This is a genomic window from Gimesia sp. (assembly GCF_048260065.1).
GTDB lineage: Bacteria > Planctomycetota > Planctomycetia > Planctomycetales > Planctomycetaceae > Gimesia.
In genome coordinates this window covers 142047-163887 of sequence record NZ_JBLXHC010000007.1, presented here as the reverse complement: position 1 = coordinate 163887, position 21841 = coordinate 142047, and the positions used below count along the sequence as shown (strand labels likewise).

Sequence of the window (21841 nt, the reverse complement as noted above, 5' to 3'; positions counted from 1 at the left end):
AAGATTCAAGGTGCATTGTAAGTCACTGTATGAGCCTCCGTCAGTGTGGGAGGTTCGACTTTTTCTACCAGGCGGCGTATGACATTTTCCGGGACCGGCTGGGGACGCTGGCGATTCTGTTTCAATATCGTTTCCAGCGGCGGTTCCAGGTAAATCAGTTCGATGCGGGCACCATAGTCAGCGAAGAGCTGCAGCCAGCGTTTTCTGATCTGCCGGGTCAGATTGGTGGCGTTGAAAGCGAAATCAGTCTTGTTGCGTAAGAGTTCGCGACAGCGTTCCCGGGCGAGTTGTGCCACTTCTCCCTGATTGTCTGTTGGCTCAACTCCTAAATCATCGCGCACGTCATCCAGCGAGACGACGGGCAGATCCGTGTGGTGCCGTGCGAGCCACGTGTCTTTCCCTGCGCCAGGCAGGCCGGAGAGCATGGTGACCGTGCAACTGAACTCTTCATGAGGTACATAATGCACGTTCGGTTCGGGTGAGTGATAAAACAGGAAGCGGGTCTGATCGTTGGCGAACGGGTAGGGCTGATCGAAGCAGTGCTGTTCCTCGGCGATCATTTTCCAGAACCGCAGGTGCTCTTCGGGACGGGACATGCTGTCGGTCGTCCGTCCGCGGGTGTCGGTCAGGGCGAACAGGTAGAGCAGTCGATGGTTGACCAGCCAGGAAAGCGAAATGACTTCCTGTTCCGGATTCGGTTTTTCCAGCAGAAAGGCGGGACGACCATGATAGCGGACGAGCCGACAGATGATTTCGCGGGTTTCCAGGTCACAGCCCAGTCCGCGCAGAACATTTCGCGCCAGGAATTCTCCCTTCACGGCATGTTTGGGCGAACGCAGGCGGCCGGTTTCAGGATCGAGCTGCGTGGTCAGCGGTTTGGCGGCGTCGTGCAGGAGTGCGGTAAAGATCAGGATGGACTGTTCCCGGTTTGATAAGCCAGACCACTCATTCAGTTCCGGCAACTGGCGGCAGACGAGTTGGGTATGCGTCCAGACATCCCCTTCGGCGTGCCACTGGGCATCCTGCGCGCAGTCCGACATCGCCTGGCACCAGGGCTGCGTGGCGGCCCAGTCCAGTATCTCCTCCAGAGTCGATGTTGTCAGTGTCTGCCAGTTCATGACCAGATATCTGCCTGTCTGGAGAGCAGGTTGGGGACCATGGCCTGGTGTTGCCAGTGGCTGCTCTGTTTGATTTTTTCTACAAATTCGGGACGGACAAACTTGGACCTGCCGGTGACGGCTTCGCCTGCTTCGGTACGGAGATAAACGCCTTCCATCAGGTTGTCCGTGTTGTCGGTAAATGGATTGTCGAAGGCGCTGTCAAAGGCGGACTGGCCAATCAGCGTCTCCAGGTCTTTGCGTGCCAGCGGGCCGGTGTGAATCACGGGCACCGTTTCGATGCCGGTGCCTGCGAGCAGTTCCAGTCGACAGACGAGGCTGAGAAAGACCTGTTTAACTTTATCGTATATATCAAATTCAAAGAAGTAGTGCGGCAGGCTGCGATAATGAATCGAGTGCCGGGCATAGACCCATTCGCCGAACAGGATGAACCGGTCTTCCAGCATCTGCTCCAGGACCGGCCGTTTGACCATGGCCCATTGCTTGAACAGATCGTATTGCGGGTGCATGCCTTCGTTAATCAGGTGCCCCCGACACTGTAAAACGAGTTCTCCCGTGGGAGAGAAATGGAGTCCGACGTTGGTGCCGTCAATCTTTTCCTCCACGATGAGAGAAGGATCGGCAATGAACTGCAGCGAAGCCTGTTCGCTGAGCCGTTTATCGTCTGCCGTCCCCGTAGAGCCGAACAGATGAGGTGTCCGCGGATATTTAACAAATTGATCGTGGGAACTGCCCATCGGTCCGGACTCTCTTTAACAAAAGTGAAGGGGATGTATCAGATTCAGCCGTTTCAGTATGCGCAGACTCACTGCGTCGATTCTGGCAGAAATTGGCTGACGTGAAAACTCAGTGACGGAAAACCGGCGCGGGATGAGTCCCGCGCACGGTCGTTATTCTCTGAAAAAAGTGATGGCGGTTTACGCCGTCAAAAGCAGCCCCGCGTGAGGCAGCACTTTTTGAAGCGCTTGCCGGAGCCGCAGGGGCATAAATCGTTGCGGCCGAGTTTTTCTTCGAGCAGTTTGTCGCCATGCACGATGCGGGTGCCCCGTTTGACTTGTGTTTCAGACGGGAAGCCTGTGCGGCGTTTGCTCATCGTTTCAAAAAAAGGGCCGGTCGTCGAATTCGGAATAGTTCATATCACACCTCAGCTGGGTCAGAGAACAGAGTGGTTTGAGAAAGAGACACAGCAGCTTCAGTGAGGTTCGCTGAAAATCAGAGTTTGCTACGACTCTTCCAGTTCCGTTTTTCAATGCGTCGCAGATTAGCCTGATCGCGGATCTGTAACAGATATTTTGTCAGCAGCTGCAACTCATGATCATTCTGGTCACCGAACCACGGGGTGACGTAAATCGCGTTGCCGTAGTTTCGTTCAACTTTCCGGGGTGTATCATCCACAATGAGCACACGTTCCAGGTGATATCCCTGTCGCCTGACTTTCTTCAGATCTTTAATGTAGTACTGTTCGTGCAATTCGGGATCATATCTGTTGATGCAGCGTTCTCGGCTCCAGCTGAATTTTAGCTCAATCCATTTCGGGAAAATAGTATCCACAACTGCATCGACATAGTCGGGACTGGAAGAAGACCAGACTGCAATACGGTAGTGCTGAGAAACCTGGTTCAGGAAATCGGTCAGATATGGGCGCAGATAAACCGCATACGGGCCGATTTGACAGTCTGGCCTTCGATCAAGTGGACGATCTGCTGCATAAAGCAATGTCTCATCGATATCTAGAATTAACAGGATCTGATCGTGGGGCTGCACGATTGATTTCCTCTCAAAGAATGAACCTCGGTTTCAATGATGTGTCAACGTTGACAGATTTGTTCCAGCAGTTCGTTTCGCTGCTGTATAGATTGAGACACAAATCTGGTTTTCTGGTTCCGCCTGCTTTACGTTCAGGCGCTGGTAACGCAATGGGGAAAGTCATGCTGTTTAACAAGGGTTTAAGCTGATCGATTTGAAGTAAGCCAGCATCGGTGCGTCCTGCGCGAATGATGCTGCTTTCGGGGGGATGCCTGCGCATCACCAGACTGCTTAAAACTCCTGTTTACAGAGATAAGTATATGACTTCTCAACAAAGAAAACACCATGCTGCCCGCAGGGTGGATGATCTGATTACGCAACGTGCTGACTCTTTAAATGGTTTCCGAAACGATTTCTGGAAACTGATGCATGTGATCCGTGCCCGGACCGATATTCTCTCTCCCCGGCGTATGGTCGACAATAGTGTCTCCGTTCGTGAAGTAGAGCAGATTGTGAATGCCTGTGTGCGGATCGCCTGTCATCGATTCAGCTGGAAACGGAGTCCGTTTGATTGGGACGTACCCGCATCAAGTCCCTTTGTGCAACTCCGGTCTCTGGTACATCATCTGTTTGACGACTATCCGGTTCCCGAATTCATGACCTCTGTCTGGTGGAAAGCGTATCCGCAACAGTGGGAAATTGATTTATATCTTTACCTGGCGATCGGGAAAGGGGTGCGTCAGTTTGCCAAACATTCACCTTTACCGTTGACCCGGCGGATGGCTGCGCTGTTTATGCAGGCGCCCGATGATCTGTCTCCCGGCGCAGCATGTCGCTGGTCTCAGGTACTGGCGCTGGGAGGCAATGAGCGACTGGCCCGTTGTCTGATTGACCTGCCTCTGCTTGCAGAAGCAACGTCGGCCGAACCTTTCTGGGAAACAGTCATTCGCTTTCTGATTCAGTATCAGCCCGTTTCCACTGTGGAAACGGCAGAAATCGTCAAATTCATTCAGGATCAACGATTCGAACCAGCCGAACAGATCTGGGGCTGCGGTGCAGGCAGTGATCCCGTGCAGCCTGATTTCAGTCTGCGCGGTCGGACACTGATGTCCTTACGCAGGCATATGGCGAACTGGCGGAATGATCTGATTGTAAAAGGGTATCAGCCTCCTGTTTCCCTGGATCCATTAGATAAGCCCTGGCAATCGTGTTGCATTGATGCGTTCCGGTTGGAGCAGGATGGCATTGCCTGGTCGATCGAAGAATTACTGACGCCGCGCGCACTCAAACAGGAAGGAGCCCGGATGCAGCATTGTGTGGCTGAATATATTTCCTACTGCAAAAATCGCATTTCGTCGATCTGGTCGATGCGGATGCATCAGGGGGAATTGCGAAAACGAATTCTGACCATCGAAGTTATTCCCGAGACGAAGACGATTTATCAGGCACGGGGCAAGCTGAATCGTGCGCCTACAGAATCCGATATGAAGATTCTGATCCGCTGGGCGGCACAGACTGGATTGAAGTTCCGTGAAAATATCTGAAAGCGACAGGAAAAATCATTAATAGAACTCCTGAATGTTGTACTCGTGAAAATGATGGTCTGATTGATAAAAACGTGAACCGCGCATTCAGACAGTGTGTCGTAGTTCAAAATTCAAAACTTCCAACTTTTCTGAAAACGAAAGGAGCAATGAGAGATGTTATACAGATCGTTTCGAAAGCACAGTCCAGAGTTCATACCAGGGAATTCCCTATTTACAGAAACACCAGTCAGTCATGAGTCACTTAAAAGGAACGTCCACAAAACAGTCAGTAGATCCTGAACTGCACCAGCATATTCAGCGACTGGGGTTGAAGACTCCGGAAGAATATCGGCAGTGGTGTGTGCAGAACGGATTTCGTACGCATCTGCTGAGAAAGCGATCTCAGCGCAAGGGAGAACTGATCCATTGCCAGCAGAAGTCAGCGGTCACCTGTCTGAAGCGCAGGAAACAGGAAAAACGCTCGATTGTGAGTCGACTGGATGCGGTTTGTTCTGCGAGAATCAAAACACGATCCATTTCAGATCCGCTGCTTCGAAATATTTCTGATATGTATCAATATCGATGTCAGATCCTTAATCGAACTGAATTAATACGAGATTCCTTTTTAAGGTTGATCTCTCATCTCTACTGCAGTAAATCAAAAATGATAGATGCAGTTCAAACGGGTACTTCGTGGGACTGTTTTTCCACCGCACTGGTTTTCATTGCCGCTGAAGCACGTTCCTGGCTTCGCCCTGTTGAAAAGTGGCGTCCTACTGGCAGTAATGCCTGGCGACAGCTTTCTTCTCTGTTAAGACATCTGTTTGTTAACTACCAGATGCCGCTGTTTTTCGACTCTGTCTGGCTCGCAGAATATACACCGCATTGCGCAGACTGGAGGGACTGGTATCTGGAAGTGGGTCGAGGAACGAATATTCGTCATTGCGACCTTCCGATCCCCTATACAAAAAAGATGGCACACCACTTCATGCGTGCGCCCTGTAACCTCTCAGTACTACAGGCAATTCGCTGGGGACAGATTCGGGGAATGGGAGGAGATGCAAGACTGGCTCGAATGGTTCTTGCCACCAGACTCTCCATTGGATTTTCCCGTGATGAGTTATGGTCTGCTTTGATTCAGTGGTTAATTCTACATCCCCCGTTAGAACTCAGCCAACTTCGGCAGATTGTGGATTATCTGATCGATCAACGATATGGCATTTTACCGGAAGAATTTGATGGAGAGACAGCGCCGATCCATGAATATTCGTTGAAAGGCCGTACGTATCAGTCCCTGCTTCGTGATGTGAGCGAGTGGCATCGCGATCAGGAAAACAGAAAGCGGATTCCCGAATATGAGTGGGAACCGAGTGGCATTCCCGAGTTTGATTATCGGGATGAAGTCCAGGGGGATCAATCTGGAAAGCGATGGGTGATTCGAGAGTTACTTAACAGCTATGAACTCGATACAGAAGGCAATCACATGAATCATTGTGTGGGGACTTATGTTTCCTCCTGTGTCGATGGTGACTGTTCGATCTGGTCGATGCAGATTGAACTTGAAAAGGGATTTAAAAAAGCAATTACGATTGAGGTCAGAAAGCAGCCCAGCCTGATCTGCGAAGTCCGTGGCAAAGCAAATCGCCTGCCAAATCAGAGAGAACGCAGTGTTCTGCGGCGCTGGGCAGAGGAAGCGGGGCTCAAGTTTTCCAGCTTTCATTCCTTCTAAGTTTTACCTGTCCAGATCTGCTGCAGGAGCTTTCGCTTTTATCAAAAGTCATTTCAATCGCTATAACCGGTATATTTTAGACAATCACAATCAGTTCTGAACAAAAATCCAAGATTCAGCCGCATGAAAGCCTGCTGTCTTCCGAGATAACTGATGGAGACACCATTTTTATCGTTATAAAACAGACTTTATGATCTCGGAAAGTTCATATAGAGAGTCGAATGCTCACTCGCTCACTGGTTTTCATTTTGTTGGCCGGGCTGGGGATGGTGTTCCCTGCGCGTACCTTCGCCCAGAATCCGAATCCCAATCAGGAACCTGACTGGTTTCAGGAATCAGATTATCTGTACCGTGCCTATTTTGACTTTTCGGGTTCAGCCGGCGGTTATCGTGACGTAGGACAGGGGCTGTTGTTTATTCCTCTCGCTCAGGATGAGGAAAGCCTGTTCTTCGCCGATCTGCGTGGGAATATCTTCAACGATTCCTCATCCGAAGGAAATTTCGGACTGGCTTACCGCCGGATGGTCAACGACCAGTGGATCGCTGGCATGTACGGTTTCTACGATGTCCGTCGCAGTCAATATAGCAATATCTTCCGGCAGGGAAGTTTTGGTCTGGAACTGATGAGCATCGAATGGGATTTCCGAGTGAACGGCTATATTCCCAATCAGAAACAGCAACGGGTGAACGGTCTGACGACGGCGTATCTGAGTGGCAACAATATCGTAGTACGGGCGGGTGAAGAACGTGCCTACTGGGGAACCGATATTGAAGTCGGGCGGCTGTTGAGAACCTTCGATAATCTGCAGGTTGATGCAGAATTGCGCGGTTATGTGGGCGGCTATTACTTTGATAATAACGCTCCTGACTTTGACAAGATGACCGGTCCCCGGGCACGCGTTGAATTCCGAATGTTTGATCTCCCCTGGCTGGGAAATGGTTCGCGCGTGGTACTGGGTGGGCAGTATCAGTATGACGATTTGCGGGGATCTCAGGGGGAAGGGCTGCTGACCGTGCGAATTCCGTTGCCCGGCAATGGAGACAGCCAGAAGCTGACCCGCTTCCAGCGCCGTATGGTGAACCCGATTCAGCGTGATATCGACATTGTCTTAAATCAGGGACAGGCACCGGAAGAATGTGCGAAGCTGCAGTTGAATGGTCAGGAACTGACAAATATTACCGTCATTGATGCCAACACCCCGAATGCCGAAGCGGTCTTTAATGCCGCCGGCTCGAACAGTGTTGTCCTGTTTGACGGGAGTGCCGGTACCATCCATACCGCGACCGGTTATGTCTTCAATGACGGACAGCTGGCTCTGGCCGGTGGTACCGATATGCAAGTGGTCGGCTGTGAATCCGGTGTGGTGACGACATTCAACTATGGCGGGACGCCTCTCGTGCAGGGGGACAATATGATTAATAATGTCTTTACCCTGGCGAATAATGCGACGATGGTGGGGCTGAACGTGACCGGTGGCCTGAATGGTATTTATGGTAATAACCTGAGTGGATTCACACTCACCGGGAATACGGTCAGTAACGCGTTCGAGGATGGCGTACACCTGGATGGGGACACAAATGGTACGATTACCAACAACACCTTTTTCGGGAATGGTGTTATTACCTATGAAGACGGTCTGAACATAGAACACCTCACAGGCGGTACCATTTCGGGTAATACCTCCCGTGGAAACGGGTATGGATATTACTTCGAGCGGGTCAGCGGAGGTACGATCAGCAACAACGTGGCCGAGTTGAACCTGGTAGATGGATTTGATTTCGACGACTTCGATGGTGGGACTCTGACCGGGAATACGGCCCAGTACAACGGCGAAGACGGTTTTTACTTCTCTAATCAGATCACCGGAGGCGAGATCTCAAATAATATCGCTCGCGAAAACTACAATTTCGGATTCGATATTGAAGCTGAAATTGACGAAGTCACTTTCAGCGGCAACCAGGCGATCGACAATGATTTTGCCGGCTTCGGTTTCTTTGGTCATGTCAACGGTGGAACGTTCTCTGATAACATCGCAAATGGGAACGACGCAGGCTTCTACTTTGATCAAGATGTCGACGGAGCCGTTATCACCGGGAACGTGGCTGACAATAATTATCTGAATGGTTTCTGGTTTGAAGACGAAGTGACCAATACCATGTTTACCAATAACAGTGCCAGCGAGAATGGTGTGAACGGGATCAAGTTTGGCGATACCGTGGGTGTGGGTACCCTGATCAGCAACAACCAGGCGCTCAACAACCTGGATGATGGTTTTGACTTTGAAGATGTGGATGGCGGAACGATCACGGGTAACCTGGCACAGGGTAACCAGGAAGACGGCTTTGACTTTGACGATCCGTTCTTCAGCGGCACGTTCACCAATAACACCTCAATCGGCAACTCGGAGAACGGTTACGATTTCGCTGATCCGATCTTCGGGGGCACACTGGACGGAAACATTTCCCAGGGTAACACCGGGAATGGTTTCACGATCGACAGTTTCTTCGGAGGGAACACTGCTTCCTTCTCGAACAACTCGGCGATCGACAATGCTCTCAAAGGCTATGATGTCCAGTCCGGTACTCCGCAGAGTGGAGTGGGTACCAATACCGGTTCCGGAAATGCGACTGACGACAGTTACTGATCCGACTGAATTCAGCTGATCTCAGGGATTGATGTTTACAGGTCAGATTTCATTTTCGAGTGAAGTCTGGCCTGTTCTTTTTTGAGTTGCTCGTTTTCCGCTCGCAGCTGTTCAACGAGTTTCAGGACATCCGCTTGTGGCAGACGGGGATGGATGTGCTGAGGGCAATTAACATCCCAGGCGGTGACAGAAAACAGGATCGCACGCTCCACCCGGGCAGGATACGCCGGGTCCTGCAGCCGCGCGAGCAGTTCCGGATCGTCTTCGACAATGCGGGCGGTCCCCCAGATCTTCACGCGACGACGGTGGACGTAATCGATCAGAAACAGAAACGCCTGGGGATTTTCGGCGAGGTTTCCCAGAGTGATGAACTGCCGGTTGCCGGCAAAGTCAGCAAAACCGAGTGTTGTCTCATCGAGGACCTTGAGAAAACCGGGGCTGCCTCCGCGGTATTGGATATAAGGCTGTCCGGACTGACTGGCGGTTCCCAGGTAAAACATGTCGAGTTCCGACAGAAACGTTTTCAGTTCTTCCGTCACACTGGTCTGCCAGCCGGACCCCTGTTCCATCCGGGCGTACTGTGAGCGTGAACCTTTCTGTGTCTGAACCGCTTTCACGGATTCTGTGAAGGCGATATCGCTGGGGAAAGCTGGCATCTGACTACACTCCTGTAAAAAGGTAAGGAAGCCAGGCCCCGTGACTGACTCAACGGAACCTGGCGGAACAGTCAGCGAGCAGTATCAGTATGCTGACTGAGGAAGCTTCTCATCAGCCGGGCGATAGTCGGTCCCTCTTCTTCCAGGGCAAAATGTCCTGTATCGAGCAGATGGAACTCCAGCTGGTTGAGATCCCGTTTGTAAGGATACGCTCCGGCTGCAGGGAAGATCTGGTCGTTCTTGCCCCAGACGATCAGTGTGGGGGGCTGATACTTTCGCAGATATTCCTGCCATTGGGGATAGAGCGGGGGATTGCTGCCGTAGCTATAGAACAGCGCGAGCTGGATTTCCTGATTGCCTGGTCTGTCGAGCAGGGGTTGCACGTGGTTCCAGGTATCCGGACTGATTGATTTGATGTCGCGCACTCCAGTTGTGTACTGCCATATGGTCGCATCGAGTGTGAGCAGGGAACGCAGTTTGTCTCCCTGTGTGGAAGTTCGCTCTTTCCAATAGGCTTTGACCGGTTCCCAGAACGGATTATCGAGACCTTCCTGATAGGCGTTCCCATTCTGGATGATGAGCGTTTCGATTCGTTCCGGATGCTGGACAGCCAGACGAAAGCCGATCGGGGCACCGTAATCCATCAGATACAGTGAATACTGATTTAATTGTAACTGCCGAGTGAATTTATCCATGATGCGTGCCAGATTGTCGAATGTGTAATCAAATTTCTCGACAGGTGGTGCGCTACTGTAACCGTAGCCCGGATAGTCGGGTGCGATTACATGATATTTGTCGGACAGTGCAGGAATCAGATTCCGAAACATATGCGATGAGGTAGGAAAGCCGTGGAGCAACAACAGTGTTGGTGCGTCTGCAGGACCGGCTTCCCGGTAGAAAATATCGAGTCCTTCTATCTGAACGGTCTGATATTTGACCTGACTGGAATCCGTTTCCGCCGCTCTCGCAGGGAGCAGGAAGCAGAAACTGCTGAGGATAAGGATCAAGATAAAACGGATCTGGTTTCGTACGCTCATCGCAAAGTTCCTTATTTGAAGAATAAAAAGGGGGGACAGTTCAATACGGGAACTGTCCCCGTCAGAGTTCAGACAACATTGGCGGCTGCAATTCCTGCGGGAAGAGGTTCGACAGTCGGGAAATCGACTTCGGTCTGTGCCAGGTGGTTAAAGTAGTTGGTGAATATGTTGAGCGAGACACCCGCTACCGTTTCTGCAATTTCCGCATCGCCGAAGCCGGCATCGCGGACGTCCTGCAGATCTTGGTCGGAGACCAGCCCCCGTTTTTCCACGATACTGCGGGCGAACTTCAACAGAGCAGCCGTTGCAGGATCAGAGTCGACGCCGGCCCGATTTTCCAGGATTTGAACCGGAGACAGACCGGCTCTCTTTCCCAGAGCAGAATGGGCCGAGAGACAATATTCACATTGATTTGCTTCACCCACGGTGAGGGCAAGTTGCTCCCGGTGTTGAGCCGAGAGGACTCCGCCTGCCAGTGTGCCACTGAATTTCAGATAAGCATCCAGTACGGCGGGGGAATGCGCCATGGTTCGCATCAGGTTGGGAGTCATCCCCAGGTGAGACTGAACTCCGTCCAATAATGCTTTGGCGGGACCTGTGGCTGTGTCGGGGTTGATGGCGGTTAAACGTGGCATCTTTCTTCTCCTTGTAAACATTTTACTCAAAAACTGGAAATTGAAACAAAAATATATTAAACAGACTGGTCTGTATAATAGTAGTTAAATAAAAGAAAACGGGTTTGTTATTTCGTTTGTGAAATCAGGATCTCAGCAGCTTCTTCGGCGATACTGGCGGCGTTCGCGTTTCCTTCACTGACGGCGGTGACGATGGCACCTTCCACCAGGACACTGATGGCCGGAGCGACGGACGCGGCCTGAGGGCCGGCTGTTTCAATAATGATTTCGGTGAGTTGCTCCTTAAAACGTCGTTTGTGATCAGAACAAAAATCGGTTGCCGTCGGATTGGAGTCGGCCAGTTCCGCCAGTGCGTTGAGAAACGAACAGCCACGGTAGTCTTCAGACTGAAACCAGTCTTTCAAAGCGGCAAAAAAAGCTTTGAGCGGATTCAACCCCTGTGACTGGTGTTCCAGCATGCGTTGTCTCAGGTACAGGTCGAACTGTTCTTCCCGATATTTTAAAACTTCGACGACCAGGTCGTCCTTGGATGTAAAGTGGTTATACAAAGTCATTTTTGCCACCCCGGCTTCGGCGATCACACGGTCGATGCCGACGGCACGGATGCCTTCCGCATAAAACAGCTTCTCAGCTGTTTCGACGATACGTTTCCGGGCATTGGAGGGGCGTTGTGTTTTAGTCATGTTTGAAGTATACAGACCTGTCTGTAATAGTCAAGCCTGAATCTAAAAATTATTTTCCTGGCCATCAGAATCGAGGAACGGACCATTCCAGGCATCAAAGAGGGGGCTGAACTGGAAATTCAGGACATCGCTGCGATGTTTGAGCCAGTCGGTAATACGTTCTAAACGTTTTTCGGGCTGCTTTGCTATGGTTCCCAGTTGAATGATTCCCTCGGTCTGCTCCGGCATGCTGCAACCACCGAACGAGCAATGATTACCTTCGATAGCCTGTTCGATCCAGTCGTCCAGAAACGTGTCAAAGTCTGCTCCGGGAATCAGGTTCACAGTGACGGCAACAGCCCAGTCGATGAACTCACCCAGATGTTTCTTTTTGCGGAGGCGTCTTCGCATGGATCAACTCTCCTCTGTTTCTTTCAGGCACCAGTCTGCGAAGGGGAAGAATTCAAACCGATTTTCTTTTCTGCGAATATCCCTCAAGATCGGCGTCTCGAACCAGTCGCTGGCGTCGGGAAGTCGTCGCGAAAAATCAAAAAAGATCCAGTCTGCAGCTGGTTCAGGGGCATAGCCGGCGACCGTGGTGTAACTGTCGTAATGCTCACAGGAAGGGGGCCCCAGGCGATCGTATATTTCCGTCTGAGTCCAGTCGCGCTTAAAAAAATCGGCGGAGAGCAGGGAGTGCAGATCCTTCCATTCTGCCGGATTCAGGACACGTTCTGGTTGAAAGTATCCCAGTTTGTGTGCCACCTGCGCATAAACAGAGGCGACTTCAGCGATGTAGTCGGGAATTTGAAAATGCTGATATTCGAATTGCCCCAGTATACCGCGGTTGCCTCGCAAATCGGTATTCAGGACCGTTTTCCAATCGTGCTCGCGCTCGTCAATCCAGCAGAGATCCTGCAAGAGCAGGTAGAACCACAAAACGGCTCCGTGGGTATTTCCCCCAAACATGACCGGGCGTTTCAAAGCCTCAGGCAATGTTTCCAACTGGCGATTTCGGAACGCTTCCATGCTTTGCATTATGGTTGTTCCTTAATTTGATTGTTTCCATTATGGTGATTTGAGTTTGTGCAAAGACCGGTTTTACTGGTTATCGCCAGACATGAGATCAAAGCGGGAACCAGTCGGTTTCATCGGGATTTTCCGGTGCTATCAGAACTTCTGTGGGATGAAAGAATCTGCGGTCGAGCATGATCAGAGGGGCGAACAGGTAACCCAGATCATTGCCGCGGCTGACGTATTCTCCCCGGGTGTTTTGAACCGATACTGGAACCTGCAGCCTTTCGGGTTCCAGGTGGAAATATCGGAGACTGCCAGTCCCATGCTGCGATAGCGAACTTTGCCTGACTGATTGAAGAAATAACCGCCCAGGCAGGACAGGGTGATGTAGACGCCAACATAGAGCACCAGCAGGATCGGCAAGCTCCACAGCAACTCTTTCAACAGTTTTTGACGGGCTGACGACATGTTCGTTTACCTGCAAATTATTCGTCCAGCAGTTCGAGGCCTTCCAGAAAGTCATCCAGACTGTCGGCGAGTTTTTCGACATCGCCTCCTTCACTGGGGTAGAAGCCCCAGACTGCAAAATTATCCGCCGGGTCGACACAGAGCAGGTCTTCGTTATCGTAGCCGATGGTCAGCCAGGTGCCGATCAGCGAGAAGGGGACTCGGTTCCCCTCATCGTCCATGGTGTAGGCATCGCCGGTGATGTCCTGGATCAGTTTCACATACAGATTGGCCTGATCGATGTAGGCGACTTCGTAGTCGTCGATTTCCAGCAGTTCCCGGAGCTCTTCGCGGCTGGCGATTTCCCATTCCCGTTCATCAAATTCGACGTAGGCATCTTCCTCAAGACTGTCCAGCCAGAGTAGATAGTTGTGGGGTAGATCCAGATTTTCAGCAGTCATCCTGAGACTCCTTTGACAGTTTGGTGATGGGAGAGTGTGCCTGTGGTTGTCACCGACCGCAGGCAGCAGACATGCCTGGATTGAATCAGAGAGAAAGCCTGCTGGTTACCTGTTCCACTTCGTGTGAAACTCAGGCGGTATGGTAGCAGTCTGGAAAAGCAGAGTTCAAGTCGAAATGAGATAAATCAGCAGTGAAAACAGAGCAATCAGAGTGAATGCAGTGAAGATACAACCCCACGGGGTCGGTCGCCTGCTGGCCCCCACGGCGGCTTCATAGCGCACCAGATCCGCCAGTTTCTCAGCGTCTTGAGGATGGCCACACTCACAGGCGGGAAGTTCTTCCGAGTAGCGCAGCCCGGCACACTGGGGACAGCGGCCACAGCAGTTGCAGTAAGGTAATTCACAGTCCGGACAGGTTTTGACTTCCGTCTTGAAACGTCTGCTGCCGCACACTGGGCAGCGTCCACAGCCGGGGCAGGCAGCCCGGGTGGGATCGAAAACGGTTGATTCACAGCCCAGACAGCGGATGAAGGGGAGATCGCTCATGCCTCAAGTCTGGGGCATGAGCGGGATCGTGTCAATCATTTTCAGGTCGGGAGACGGGAAAATTAAACGGCGGTGTTCTTTTCCTTCTTAGGTTTCCGCTCTTCGACTCTGTTTTCGTCGTTGTAATAGTTGTTCAAAATCGATTTCATCTCCTGGTGCCCTTTGGAGACGGCTACGATTTCACTCCACATCTCTTCGGTGAGCAGTCCCTGCAGAGGCTGGGGGAGATGAGGGATGCGGTTGAAGACCTTGAGCAGTTTCTTGTCCCAGATTTTGTAGTATTTGATCAAATCGTTGGGATATACGATTTTGCGTCGCGTGCCTTCGTCGATACCGCGAAAGGGGGTGGGGATATTCAGGTAGCCGTAGTCGTCGGTCAGCTGTTCGCCGGGGTGAATGTCCCGGATGGCAATTTCAAAGTCGTAGGCTGTGGTCAGGCAGTTGGAGTTGAAGCTGTGGTTGACGTAGCGGCCGTTATCCCAGCAGAGGACCAGGTTTCCCTGGTTATTGCGAAAAGAGTAGGTGTCCAGAATATTCTGGTAGATGTCTTCCATAGACTGGAATTCGAGAGAACTGAACTCGCGGTCCAGTTTGTCCAGGACCCAGGTGATGGATCCGGCAGGGATGAATTCGGTGGCGACGACGCCGTAGCCGATTTCGTTGCTGATAAATTTCAGCTCGGTTTTGGGGTGTATCATTTTGGTTCTCTAATACACAAAAGGAAGGAGTGTGGTCGCAGGTAGTGGCTTGTCGGAGCCCCTCGCCCACACGGTGTTTAATTCACATGGCACCTCATGTTGTTGGAAGTTGAATTTACAGGAGGATATATACCGTTGAATCGACCGTTTGTACAATCCTGATTCAATAATTTTTTCATGAATCGAGAAAGGTCTTTTCCAGCCGGAAAGGAGAGGGGCGACAGTCTGTCTCAGGCGGCCGGTTCGACGGTCGTTTTGGGATCGGGGCCGTACTGGTTGGGTCCCTGGGTTCCTTCCAGTATCATCATGACAAACATGACCAGCGGTCCGATGCCGGGGATCAGAAAGACCAGCAGCCAGAGTCCGCTGCGATCGGTATCGTGCAGGCGACGGACCGTGACCGAGAGCTTGGGCATGAGTACCACCAGCAGGTACAGCAGGCAGAATACCGCGCCCAGACCGACGCCCCCCATGGCTTCATCCAGATTCAGGACGCGTCCCAGCACGGCACCGATCACAAAGGACAGAACCGTGAAGATCACGTCGAACAGGGTAAACATCCAGTATTCCAGCCGACGGGCACGACCTTCGAGAGTGGCAAAATTTTTCAGTGCTTTCAGATACCAGTTCATGAGAAAACCGTTTCAGTTTAAAGTCGCGAAGAAGAAAGTAATCCTGTTGGACTTGGAAAATGAGCGGCAGCAGTCGAGTTCCCGACTGCTCCACCCATTTGATATTGCCCGGTGCATACGCTGCTTATTCCGGTTCTGGAGCCAGCTTGGGGTTTTCTCCATAAGCGTTCGCATTCGGATCACTGTCTAAAATCATGAAGATAAACAGGATGATTCCCCCAATAACCGGAACTAGGCTGATCAGGATCCACCAGCCAGAGCGGTTCGTATCATGCAGTCGTCGTACCGTGACTGCCCAACCTGGAATAATGATAAACAAACCATACAGAGTAGAGAGCGATACAGAAATAATCCCGCCAGTTTTACCCACAAACCAACTCAGAATGCCGATAAGACATGCCACGAAAAAGTTGACGATCACGAACATCCAGTATTCTTTTCTGCGAGCGCGACCGGAAAATTCAGCGTATTTCTTGAGGACGGCCATATACCAGTTCATGACAATACCTTTCGTATCACTCTGGTGAGTTCAGGGAAATGATTGAATTGTGAGAGACCCTGTTCCGCGCCGGCTTCCTGGCTGCCCGGAAGCAGCGCGTACTTGCTACTGAACAGTAGCTTGTGAAAACTCATCTTACCGAGTACGAAGCGGGATTCAAAAGGAATTCTCCGGAATCGAATGCCCGGATATGAGGATTATGTGGCCTGCGTAATGTCCCGGACAGGTCGGGCAATGGTTCTGATCGGAGGACGCCACCAGGTAACAAACCACCAGCCGAGCGCAAAAACGACGGCGCTGATCATGAGGGGGAAGTCACGGCTGTAGGCGATCTGCAGGACTGTCAGTGTTTTTTCCCCGATGCCGCCGGGTAAATCCGCAATCTTCACTCCAAACTTGAAAAAGTGAAAAATGGCCCGAAAAGTGAAAATCACGAAAGTGAGCAAGACGAACAGCAGTGGGGGAACGCCACACCGCCAGAAGGTAAAGGGGGCCTCCCTCTGCTCCCATTTCAAAAAGAGTCTTTGGATATGCAGGATCATTTCATCACGGACTTCCGGGCTGCTGAATCTGACTTTGAACCGTTTTGGTTTCTCTTTCTGCTGGTCGAAATAATACAGTTTGAGCTCCATAGGGCCATCCCGCCACTTACTTCTCGAAGTACTTTCGTACCACTCCAGTGCCTGAATATCCGCGAGTGGGGCTCGCTTCAGCGGGTGTTCCATGGGAGAAAAAACTCTGAGCGTTTCTCCAGGATCTACGCCGTCTGAAAGCAACTGAAGAATATCTTCCTGCTTCGTGGCTTTGGTGCTTGCTGCCAGCAGTTCGGTATCCGTGATCACAACGATATTGAACCAGGGACCAATAATATAGTAGTCGATCTTGACGATTTCGGGAGTGATTAACTCTTCGGTCATTGAGACGGTCTTTTCAGATATTTCAGAGCAGAGAATGTCAAAGTGGATTTTCAGCTGAGGGAAGCTGTCGGGTGATACGGTTCAAATACCCTGTTGAACAGGCCGGGCGATGGTTCTGACAGGGGGTGTTTTACAGCTGATGTACCACCAGATGAGTAAGCCACTGATGATGGCACCTCCCAGCGCGAGCAGGCCGACCGGACCGATCAGGTTGTAAAGCCGCGCGAGCAGGCGACCGCGACGGGAGACTTTGTCGACATCGACAGGACCCGGATTGACTAAGCCTATCATTCCGGGGATGCCAAACACGAGGAGCGCAATCCCGCTGAAGCTTAAGGGGCCCATGCCGATGTACCAGATGCTGGCAGGCGCATCCATCTGCTCACAGGGACCGATGAACTGCTGGACGACGTCGCGAATGGCATCCCGCATCGGCATGCTGCTTAATGTCGTTTCTGCCTTTTTGGATTTTCCATTGACGGTGTAATGTGCTGTAAGTGTGGCCTTATCGCTGTACCACTCCAGTGCATCGATGTCGCGCAAGGCAACGATCTTTGGTCCCTGACCGAGGGGGGAATTTTTTTTTAGTACGGCGACCGGATCCTCGCCTGCCTCCAGCGCAGCAAGAATGGCCTGCTGTTTGCCTGTTTTCGTAGCCGCGATGATGATGTCGGAATCGGTGATCACAGTGATTTTGTACCATTTATCGTCCACAAAGTGATCGAGGGTCCGAAGTTGCGCGGGTGCGTTTTCATTCATGTGACTGTGGTTCCTGGTTGCATGAACAAGGGAGGGCCGGTCAGCGATCACTGCTATCACCGGGTGAAGAGCGTTCCGTCTGGAAGCATTGATCCTACTGTCTGTGTGTTCATTTTCAAGTTCATTCTCGCAGAACTCAAAAATTCACACTCAAGATCAGAAAGTGAATTCACACAGTCGCTTGAAACGGACGCTTATTGATCGGACCAGACTGCAAATTCGTTTCCAGAAGGTTCCAGAAACTGAAAGCGTCTACCGCCAGGAAAGGAGAAGATGGGTTTGCAGATCTGGCCACCGGCCGCTTCGACTTTGGAGAGAGTTTCTTCCAGCCGCTCGCTGAAGAACACGATTAAGGCGCCGCCGTTTTCTGTGGTGGAACAGAGCTCCGCTTTGAAAAATCCCCCATCCAGGCCTTCATTTGAAAAAGCCGTGTAGTCCGGTCCGTAATCGGTGAACGACCAGCCAAAGACGCTTTCGAAAAATGCTTTGGTTGCAGTCAGATCGCGGGCGGGGAATTCGACGTAGTTGATTTTTTCGTGAGCAGGCATGGATTCATTTCCAGTTTGAAGTGAAGACGCCTCTGATCTTAAGTCACAGCTGGCATGAATTGAAGTCTGAGCAATCGATTTCCCGTTGGTTCATGAGTTGATTCTGAGAGTGCCTGAAATCCGTAGCGTTCATAAAACCGACGTCCGATGGAATTGGCTTCGAAAACTTCGACTTGTAGATTTCCTCGTAACTCCCGGGCCTTATCCATCAATGCCTTACCGGCTCCCGTGCCATGAAATTCCGGTTTCACAAAGATTGCTCCTACTTCATTTCCCAGGAGGGCGATAAAGCCGATTACCTATTTTTCCTGTTCGATGACCCAGGTCTCTGCATTAGGCAGATAAAGGTGGGGGATGTTATGGCGTTCCTGTTCCAGAAAGTCTTCCTGCAGAAAAGGATGGGCCAGTCGGCTGGCGCTTTCCCAGGCCGTCAGAATGTCGTTCAGGTCTGTAGTCTGGTATTCGCGTATGATATGATTCATATGATTTCCTGTGTGTGTGAAATTGAAGGAGGGCTATTCAAGAAGGGGATCAAGATTGATGTTTGTATGCGGACGGTCGGAAAGTTGAACAGGTTCGCTCAGGAATGGGATTTTTAAATTTTCTCTCAGGTTTTTCATATATCGGCCGAACTGTTTGACAGACAAATTAGGTCTCTTCAATCTTGCGAAGATGGATGATTATCTGGGGTAGTGGGTTGATCTGGGCTCAGGAACTCCCCTTCATCGAACGGCCAGGGGCCTGGTATCCCATTGCTTCTCCATTCCCTGAAACGTGAAAAGATTTCATCTTGTACTTTCCTTTCAGGTGAGCCTTCAGGTTCAAAGTACGCCAGCTTCAACAGTAGAGCACGGGCCTGAGCTGGATCGGGACTTCTTTTATATAATTCTATATGTCTGTAATCACCCAGAAACAGCCAACTGAACGGTCCCGAGGCGAGAGAGGTGAGTTGCTGCATCAGGACTACCTGGCCGAAGCAGTTTTTCTGTTGTGAGAAACAGGTGCGGACCCAGGTATGTTGATGCTCAGGTTCTACATTCGCCTGATACCAGTCACTGGATTCGGTCGGTTGTTCCCATGATGAAATGAGCCAACCGAAAGCAGTGACTCGTTTTTCGGTATGGTTCATGCCACAGATGGCGCAACGAAAATAGGTTTCACGGATTACTGGAAAGTAGAACAAAAACAGGAGACCTAAGGCGATCAGAATGATACTACGAATCCAGCGCTGGCGGGATTTGGGGGGTGAACTGTCAACGGTCGCCTCAGGGATGTTTTCCCTGGGGTTCTGCTGCAGATCGGGATCACGGGGAATATTCTCCATCCCTGTAAAGTAACTGGTGAAGCAGAACCAGTCCATAAAAATCCCGGCAGAAGTTTTTTTCGTTTCTGAAACGTAACAGACCCGATGAAGATGATTCATCGGGCCTGTTCATGGAAATCAATTCGTCTGATTTACTTGTCGTGATGTTTCGAGAAATGCTCTTTGAGCAGGTCACGACCGAAGTCGCCTTCGAATTCGCGGAAGACCGCGTGTACGTGATTGGCGTCGTTCTGGGTGTTGGCAAATTCAATCAGGAAGACTTTGGATTGAATGCGGTAGTAATGGAACTCTCCCCGCTTCTGCCCGCCACTCCAGGCGAAGTAAAGATGGTCACCATCGCGGAGGTTCCCCAGGTAATGGGTTCCCTTGAGCAGTTCTGGTCGGAAACGACCCAGGTAAGCGTTAACCAGTTTGAGCAGCATTTTCTGCTGTTTCGGATCGAGGTCTGCGTACTGGATTCCTTTATGCGGAATCAGGCCTTTGTCGACCACGGGATCGTCCGTTGTGAGAATTTCTTTAATTACGCTTTTGGCGAGCAGCTTTTTGTCCATCTCTGATGTGTCAATGGTGGCGATTGCCAGCTGATCGGGATTGAACGACTTAACGAGGTTCAATGCCAGCTGCTGTTCCTCTTTGAGGACTTCGACCCCTTTGAGCGGTCCCTGTTTGACAGTCGCAGGGTTCGAACCGAAGAAGGAAGGGGTGACTGAAAATTGCTTCCCCTCGATTATCGTGACATTCACGGACAGGTGATGCCCTTCAAACCGCCAGGCCCAGGTTCCTTTGGGATCGGGTTTGCCGAAGATGGAGACATAGTAGAGTTCGGGGTTCCGATAGTCTTTGCCTTCCAGTTCGAAGAGAACCTGCTCCAGCGCGCGGATGGAGTTCATTTCCAGGAAGCCTCGATGTGACAGCGCGGTGGCGGGCAGTGTGACTGCAAAAATCTGTTGCTGGGGTGTCATCTGCGTCATCGGCAGGCCGGTGCGTTTATCATCTTTGATGGCGAAGTCGGGAATGAAGTACCAGCTGTCTCGTTCCTTGCTGTCCAGTTTGAAAGTAGCTGCTTTGCGTTGTTCCTCAGGCAGGGATGCGAGAAATCGTTTGGCTGCCGCAGCCATTTCACTGCTGGCCCGGCTGATGGCCGCCTGTTGTGCTTTGGTTGGCTCTGCATACGTCAGATTGCTGCTGGCGAGTGTGACGCAGAGGCAGGTCAGCAGCGCCAGACTTGAAGGAAGAAGGTAGGTTTTCAAGGTGCCGTTCCTTATAAGAAGTTCAAATTTGTGGAGTGTGAATCATGTTTTCCGTTCGAGACGAACATTCCTCAATCAAAGGTAAGTCGGTTTATCTTAACAGAGAGCAGGAAGCAGGAGTAGTTTACGGGGAATCCGGAAAGCGGGAGATTTTCAAATGGATTGATCAGTTGCTCTAGTGGTTTCTACCAGTTCCCTGCAGGGAAAAGGAGTAACGTTCCCGGAATTCCCCAGACGCGATAGTTATTATTTCAATATTATCTCAATATTTTTTACAAAGCGACGAAGGACTGAATGTACGCAGCAGTCGTCAATCCCAGCGATTGAAGCGACTTACTGCAGATTCTTAAAAAATGTCAAAAACGAGGAACAAAAACTGCACCGGATCACATCTTATAGCTGTCTTAAAAATAAGTTGAGAGAAAGCGATTCGTCATCTCTTTCTGTAAAGTAACAATAGAATTTCATTTATGAGCTTTCGCGGGCACCGAAAGCGGGAGTTGGCTCAAGTGAAAGATCTACTTACGACCGCATCATCGATCATTATCATTCTGTTTTGCGTTTCACTACTCTTATTCAGTGAGGGGCATCAATCAACCTCGGGGGACCTGGAAGTACTGGCGAGCAACGCAGAAACTCAAGCTGGAAAACATCCCCACGCCAGGACCACGATGTTTACCCGGGTGCAGTCTGTCAAACTGAAAAAAGGAGTGCTGATGTTTGTGACCATGTGTGATGATGGCCTCAAAGAACATTATTTCCTGATCCGGGATAAGAATGTCGTGCTGATCAAAAAGAATGCCGGCGATATGCCGGGCAATGCCATCAAGTTCGATGACGATGGTTACAACACGCTGCTGGTGACGATTCCCAATACCTTCGATATTGACCTGATGGATGCCATGACGACGCCCTTCTAAATCTGCCGAATCAGCCTGTAAAATCTGTTTTTTAACGAAACCATCTTCACTGAACGTTGTTAAATGATA

General features: G+C 50.9%; 25 protein-coding genes and 1 pseudogene. 4 read left to right on the top strand and 22 right to left on the bottom strand.

Annotated elements, in window-relative coordinates:
- Positions 1-5: 5 nt before the first annotated feature.
- The 4 genes from ACN0YN_RS14990 to ACN0YN_RS14975 form a co-directional block, all read right to left on the bottom strand.
- Positions 6-1118, bottom strand: a complete 1113-nt coding sequence (locus tag ACN0YN_RS14990; RefSeq protein WP_417385831.1) for an AAA family ATPase — start codon at positions 1116-1118, stop codon at positions 6-8.
- Entirely contained in the window at positions 1115-1855 is a 741-nt protein-coding gene (locus ACN0YN_RS14985) for an RNA ligase family protein (protein WP_417385830.1), read from the bottom strand. Before ACN0YN_RS14985 ends, ACN0YN_RS14990 begins: the two co-directional genes overlap by 4 nt.
- 188 nt (positions 1856-2043) lie before the next feature.
- The gene (locus tag ACN0YN_RS14980; RefSeq protein WP_417379180.1) at positions 2044-2211 is read right to left on the bottom strand and encodes an SEC-C metal-binding domain-containing protein; all 168 of its coding nucleotides are present in this window, start codon (positions 2209-2211) and stop codon (positions 2044-2046) included.
- A 119-nt stretch (positions 2212-2330) separates the two neighbouring features.
- Positions 2331-2882 (bottom strand): HAD family hydrolase, encoded by a 552-nt coding sequence (locus tag ACN0YN_RS14975; protein WP_417385829.1) that lies wholly within the window; start codon positions 2880-2882, stop codon positions 2331-2333.
- A gap of 302 nt (positions 2883-3184) precedes the next feature.
- On the opposite strand from ACN0YN_RS14975, the gene ACN0YN_RS14970 reads away from it, so the two are divergent.
- From ACN0YN_RS14970 to ACN0YN_RS14960, 3 genes are all read left to right on the top strand, one after another.
- The gene (locus ACN0YN_RS14970) at positions 3185-4408 is read left to right on the top strand and encodes a PcfJ domain-containing protein (RefSeq protein WP_417385828.1); all 1224 of its coding nucleotides are present in this window, start codon (positions 3185-3187) and stop codon (positions 4406-4408) included.
- A gap of 235 nt (positions 4409-4643) precedes the next feature.
- Complete coding sequence (locus ACN0YN_RS14965; RefSeq protein ID WP_417385827.1) at positions 4644-6119, top strand: PcfJ domain-containing protein; 1476 nt, start codon at positions 4644-4646, stop codon at positions 6117-6119.
- Positions 6120-6340: 221 nt separating this feature from the next.
- On the top strand, positions 6341-8764 hold the full coding sequence (locus ACN0YN_RS14960) for a right-handed parallel beta-helix repeat-containing protein (protein WP_417385826.1): 2424 nt from the start codon (positions 6341-6343) through the stop codon (positions 8762-8764).
- A 35-nt stretch (positions 8765-8799) separates the two neighbouring features.
- Here the strand turns inward: ACN0YN_RS14960 and ACN0YN_RS14955 are convergent, their stop codons facing one another.
- The 18 genes and pseudogenes from ACN0YN_RS14955 to ACN0YN_RS14870 form a co-directional block, all read right to left on the bottom strand.
- A complete protein-coding gene (locus ACN0YN_RS14955; protein WP_417385825.1) occupies positions 8800-9420 on the bottom strand; it encodes a pyridoxamine 5'-phosphate oxidase family protein in 621 nt (206 codons plus the stop codon).
- Between the two features lie 71 nt (positions 9421-9491).
- Positions 9492-10457 (bottom strand): alpha/beta fold hydrolase, encoded by a 966-nt coding sequence (locus tag ACN0YN_RS14950; protein ID WP_417385824.1) that lies wholly within the window; start codon positions 10455-10457, stop codon positions 9492-9494.
- A gap of 68 nt (positions 10458-10525) precedes the next feature.
- Positions 10526-11092: a carboxymuconolactone decarboxylase family protein gene (locus ACN0YN_RS14945; RefSeq protein WP_417385823.1), complete on the bottom strand. Its 567-nt coding sequence runs from the start codon at positions 11090-11092 to the stop codon at positions 10526-10528.
- Between the two features lie 107 nt (positions 11093-11199).
- Entirely contained in the window at positions 11200-11775 is a 576-nt protein-coding gene (locus ACN0YN_RS14940) for a TetR/AcrR family transcriptional regulator (RefSeq protein WP_417385822.1), read from the bottom strand.
- 42 nt (positions 11776-11817) lie between these two features.
- Positions 11818-12165: a 50S ribosome-binding protein YggL gene (locus ACN0YN_RS14935; RefSeq protein WP_417385821.1), complete on the bottom strand. Its 348-nt coding sequence runs from the start codon at positions 12163-12165 to the stop codon at positions 11818-11820.
- A 3-nt stretch (positions 12166-12168) separates the two neighbouring features.
- A complete protein-coding gene (locus ACN0YN_RS14930; protein WP_417385820.1) occupies positions 12169-12792 on the bottom strand; it encodes a hypothetical protein in 624 nt (207 codons plus the stop codon).
- A 174-nt stretch (positions 12793-12966) separates the two neighbouring features.
- Positions 12967-13239, bottom strand: coding sequence for a hypothetical protein (locus tag ACN0YN_RS14925; RefSeq protein ID WP_417385819.1), 273 nt, complete (start codon positions 13237-13239; stop codon positions 12967-12969).
- Positions 13240-13256: 17 nt separating this feature from the next.
- A complete protein-coding gene (locus ACN0YN_RS14920) occupies positions 13257-13679 on the bottom strand; it encodes a hypothetical protein (RefSeq protein WP_417385818.1) in 423 nt (140 codons plus the stop codon).
- 165 nt (positions 13680-13844) lie between these two features.
- Entirely contained in the window at positions 13845-14225 is a 381-nt protein-coding gene (locus ACN0YN_RS14915) for a hypothetical protein (RefSeq protein ID WP_417385817.1), read from the bottom strand.
- 62 nt (positions 14226-14287) lie between these two features.
- The gene (locus ACN0YN_RS14910) at positions 14288-14923 is read right to left on the bottom strand and encodes an SET domain-containing protein (protein ID WP_417385816.1); all 636 of its coding nucleotides are present in this window, start codon (positions 14921-14923) and stop codon (positions 14288-14290) included.
- 230 nt (positions 14924-15153) lie between these two features.
- Positions 15154-15555, bottom strand: a complete 402-nt coding sequence (locus ACN0YN_RS14905) for a DUF805 domain-containing protein (RefSeq protein ID WP_417385815.1) — start codon at positions 15553-15555, stop codon at positions 15154-15156.
- A 124-nt stretch (positions 15556-15679) separates the two neighbouring features.
- Complete coding sequence (locus ACN0YN_RS14900; RefSeq protein WP_417385814.1) at positions 15680-16054, bottom strand: DUF805 domain-containing protein; 375 nt, start codon at positions 16052-16054, stop codon at positions 15680-15682.
- Between the two features lie 197 nt (positions 16055-16251).
- Positions 16252-16971 (bottom strand): hypothetical protein, encoded by a 720-nt coding sequence (locus ACN0YN_RS14895; RefSeq protein ID WP_417385813.1) that lies wholly within the window; start codon positions 16969-16971, stop codon positions 16252-16254.
- Between the two features lie 81 nt (positions 16972-17052).
- On the bottom strand, positions 17053-17730 hold the full coding sequence (locus ACN0YN_RS14890) for a hypothetical protein (protein WP_417385812.1): 678 nt from the start codon (positions 17728-17730) through the stop codon (positions 17053-17055).
- A 194-nt stretch (positions 17731-17924) separates the two neighbouring features.
- Positions 17925-18278 (bottom strand): VOC family protein, encoded by a 354-nt coding sequence (locus ACN0YN_RS14885; protein WP_417385811.1) that lies wholly within the window; start codon positions 18276-18278, stop codon positions 17925-17927.
- 38 nt (positions 18279-18316) lie between these two features.
- Positions 18317-18760 (bottom strand): annotated as a pseudogene (locus ACN0YN_RS14880) (GNAT family N-acetyltransferase).
- Positions 18761-18936: 176 nt separating this feature from the next.
- Positions 18937-19701, bottom strand: coding sequence for a hypothetical protein (locus tag ACN0YN_RS14875; RefSeq protein WP_417385810.1), 765 nt, complete (start codon positions 19699-19701; stop codon positions 18937-18939).
- A gap of 32 nt (positions 19702-19733) precedes the next feature.
- Entirely contained in the window at positions 19734-20852 is a 1119-nt protein-coding gene (locus tag ACN0YN_RS14870; protein WP_417385809.1) for a DUF3500 domain-containing protein, read from the bottom strand.
- A gap of 509 nt (positions 20853-21361) precedes the next feature.
- Between ACN0YN_RS14870 and ACN0YN_RS14865 the strand changes: the two genes are divergently transcribed.
- Positions 21362-21772, top strand: coding sequence for a hypothetical protein (locus ACN0YN_RS14865; protein WP_417385808.1), 411 nt, complete (start codon positions 21362-21364; stop codon positions 21770-21772).
- Positions 21773-21841 lie beyond the last annotated feature (69 nt).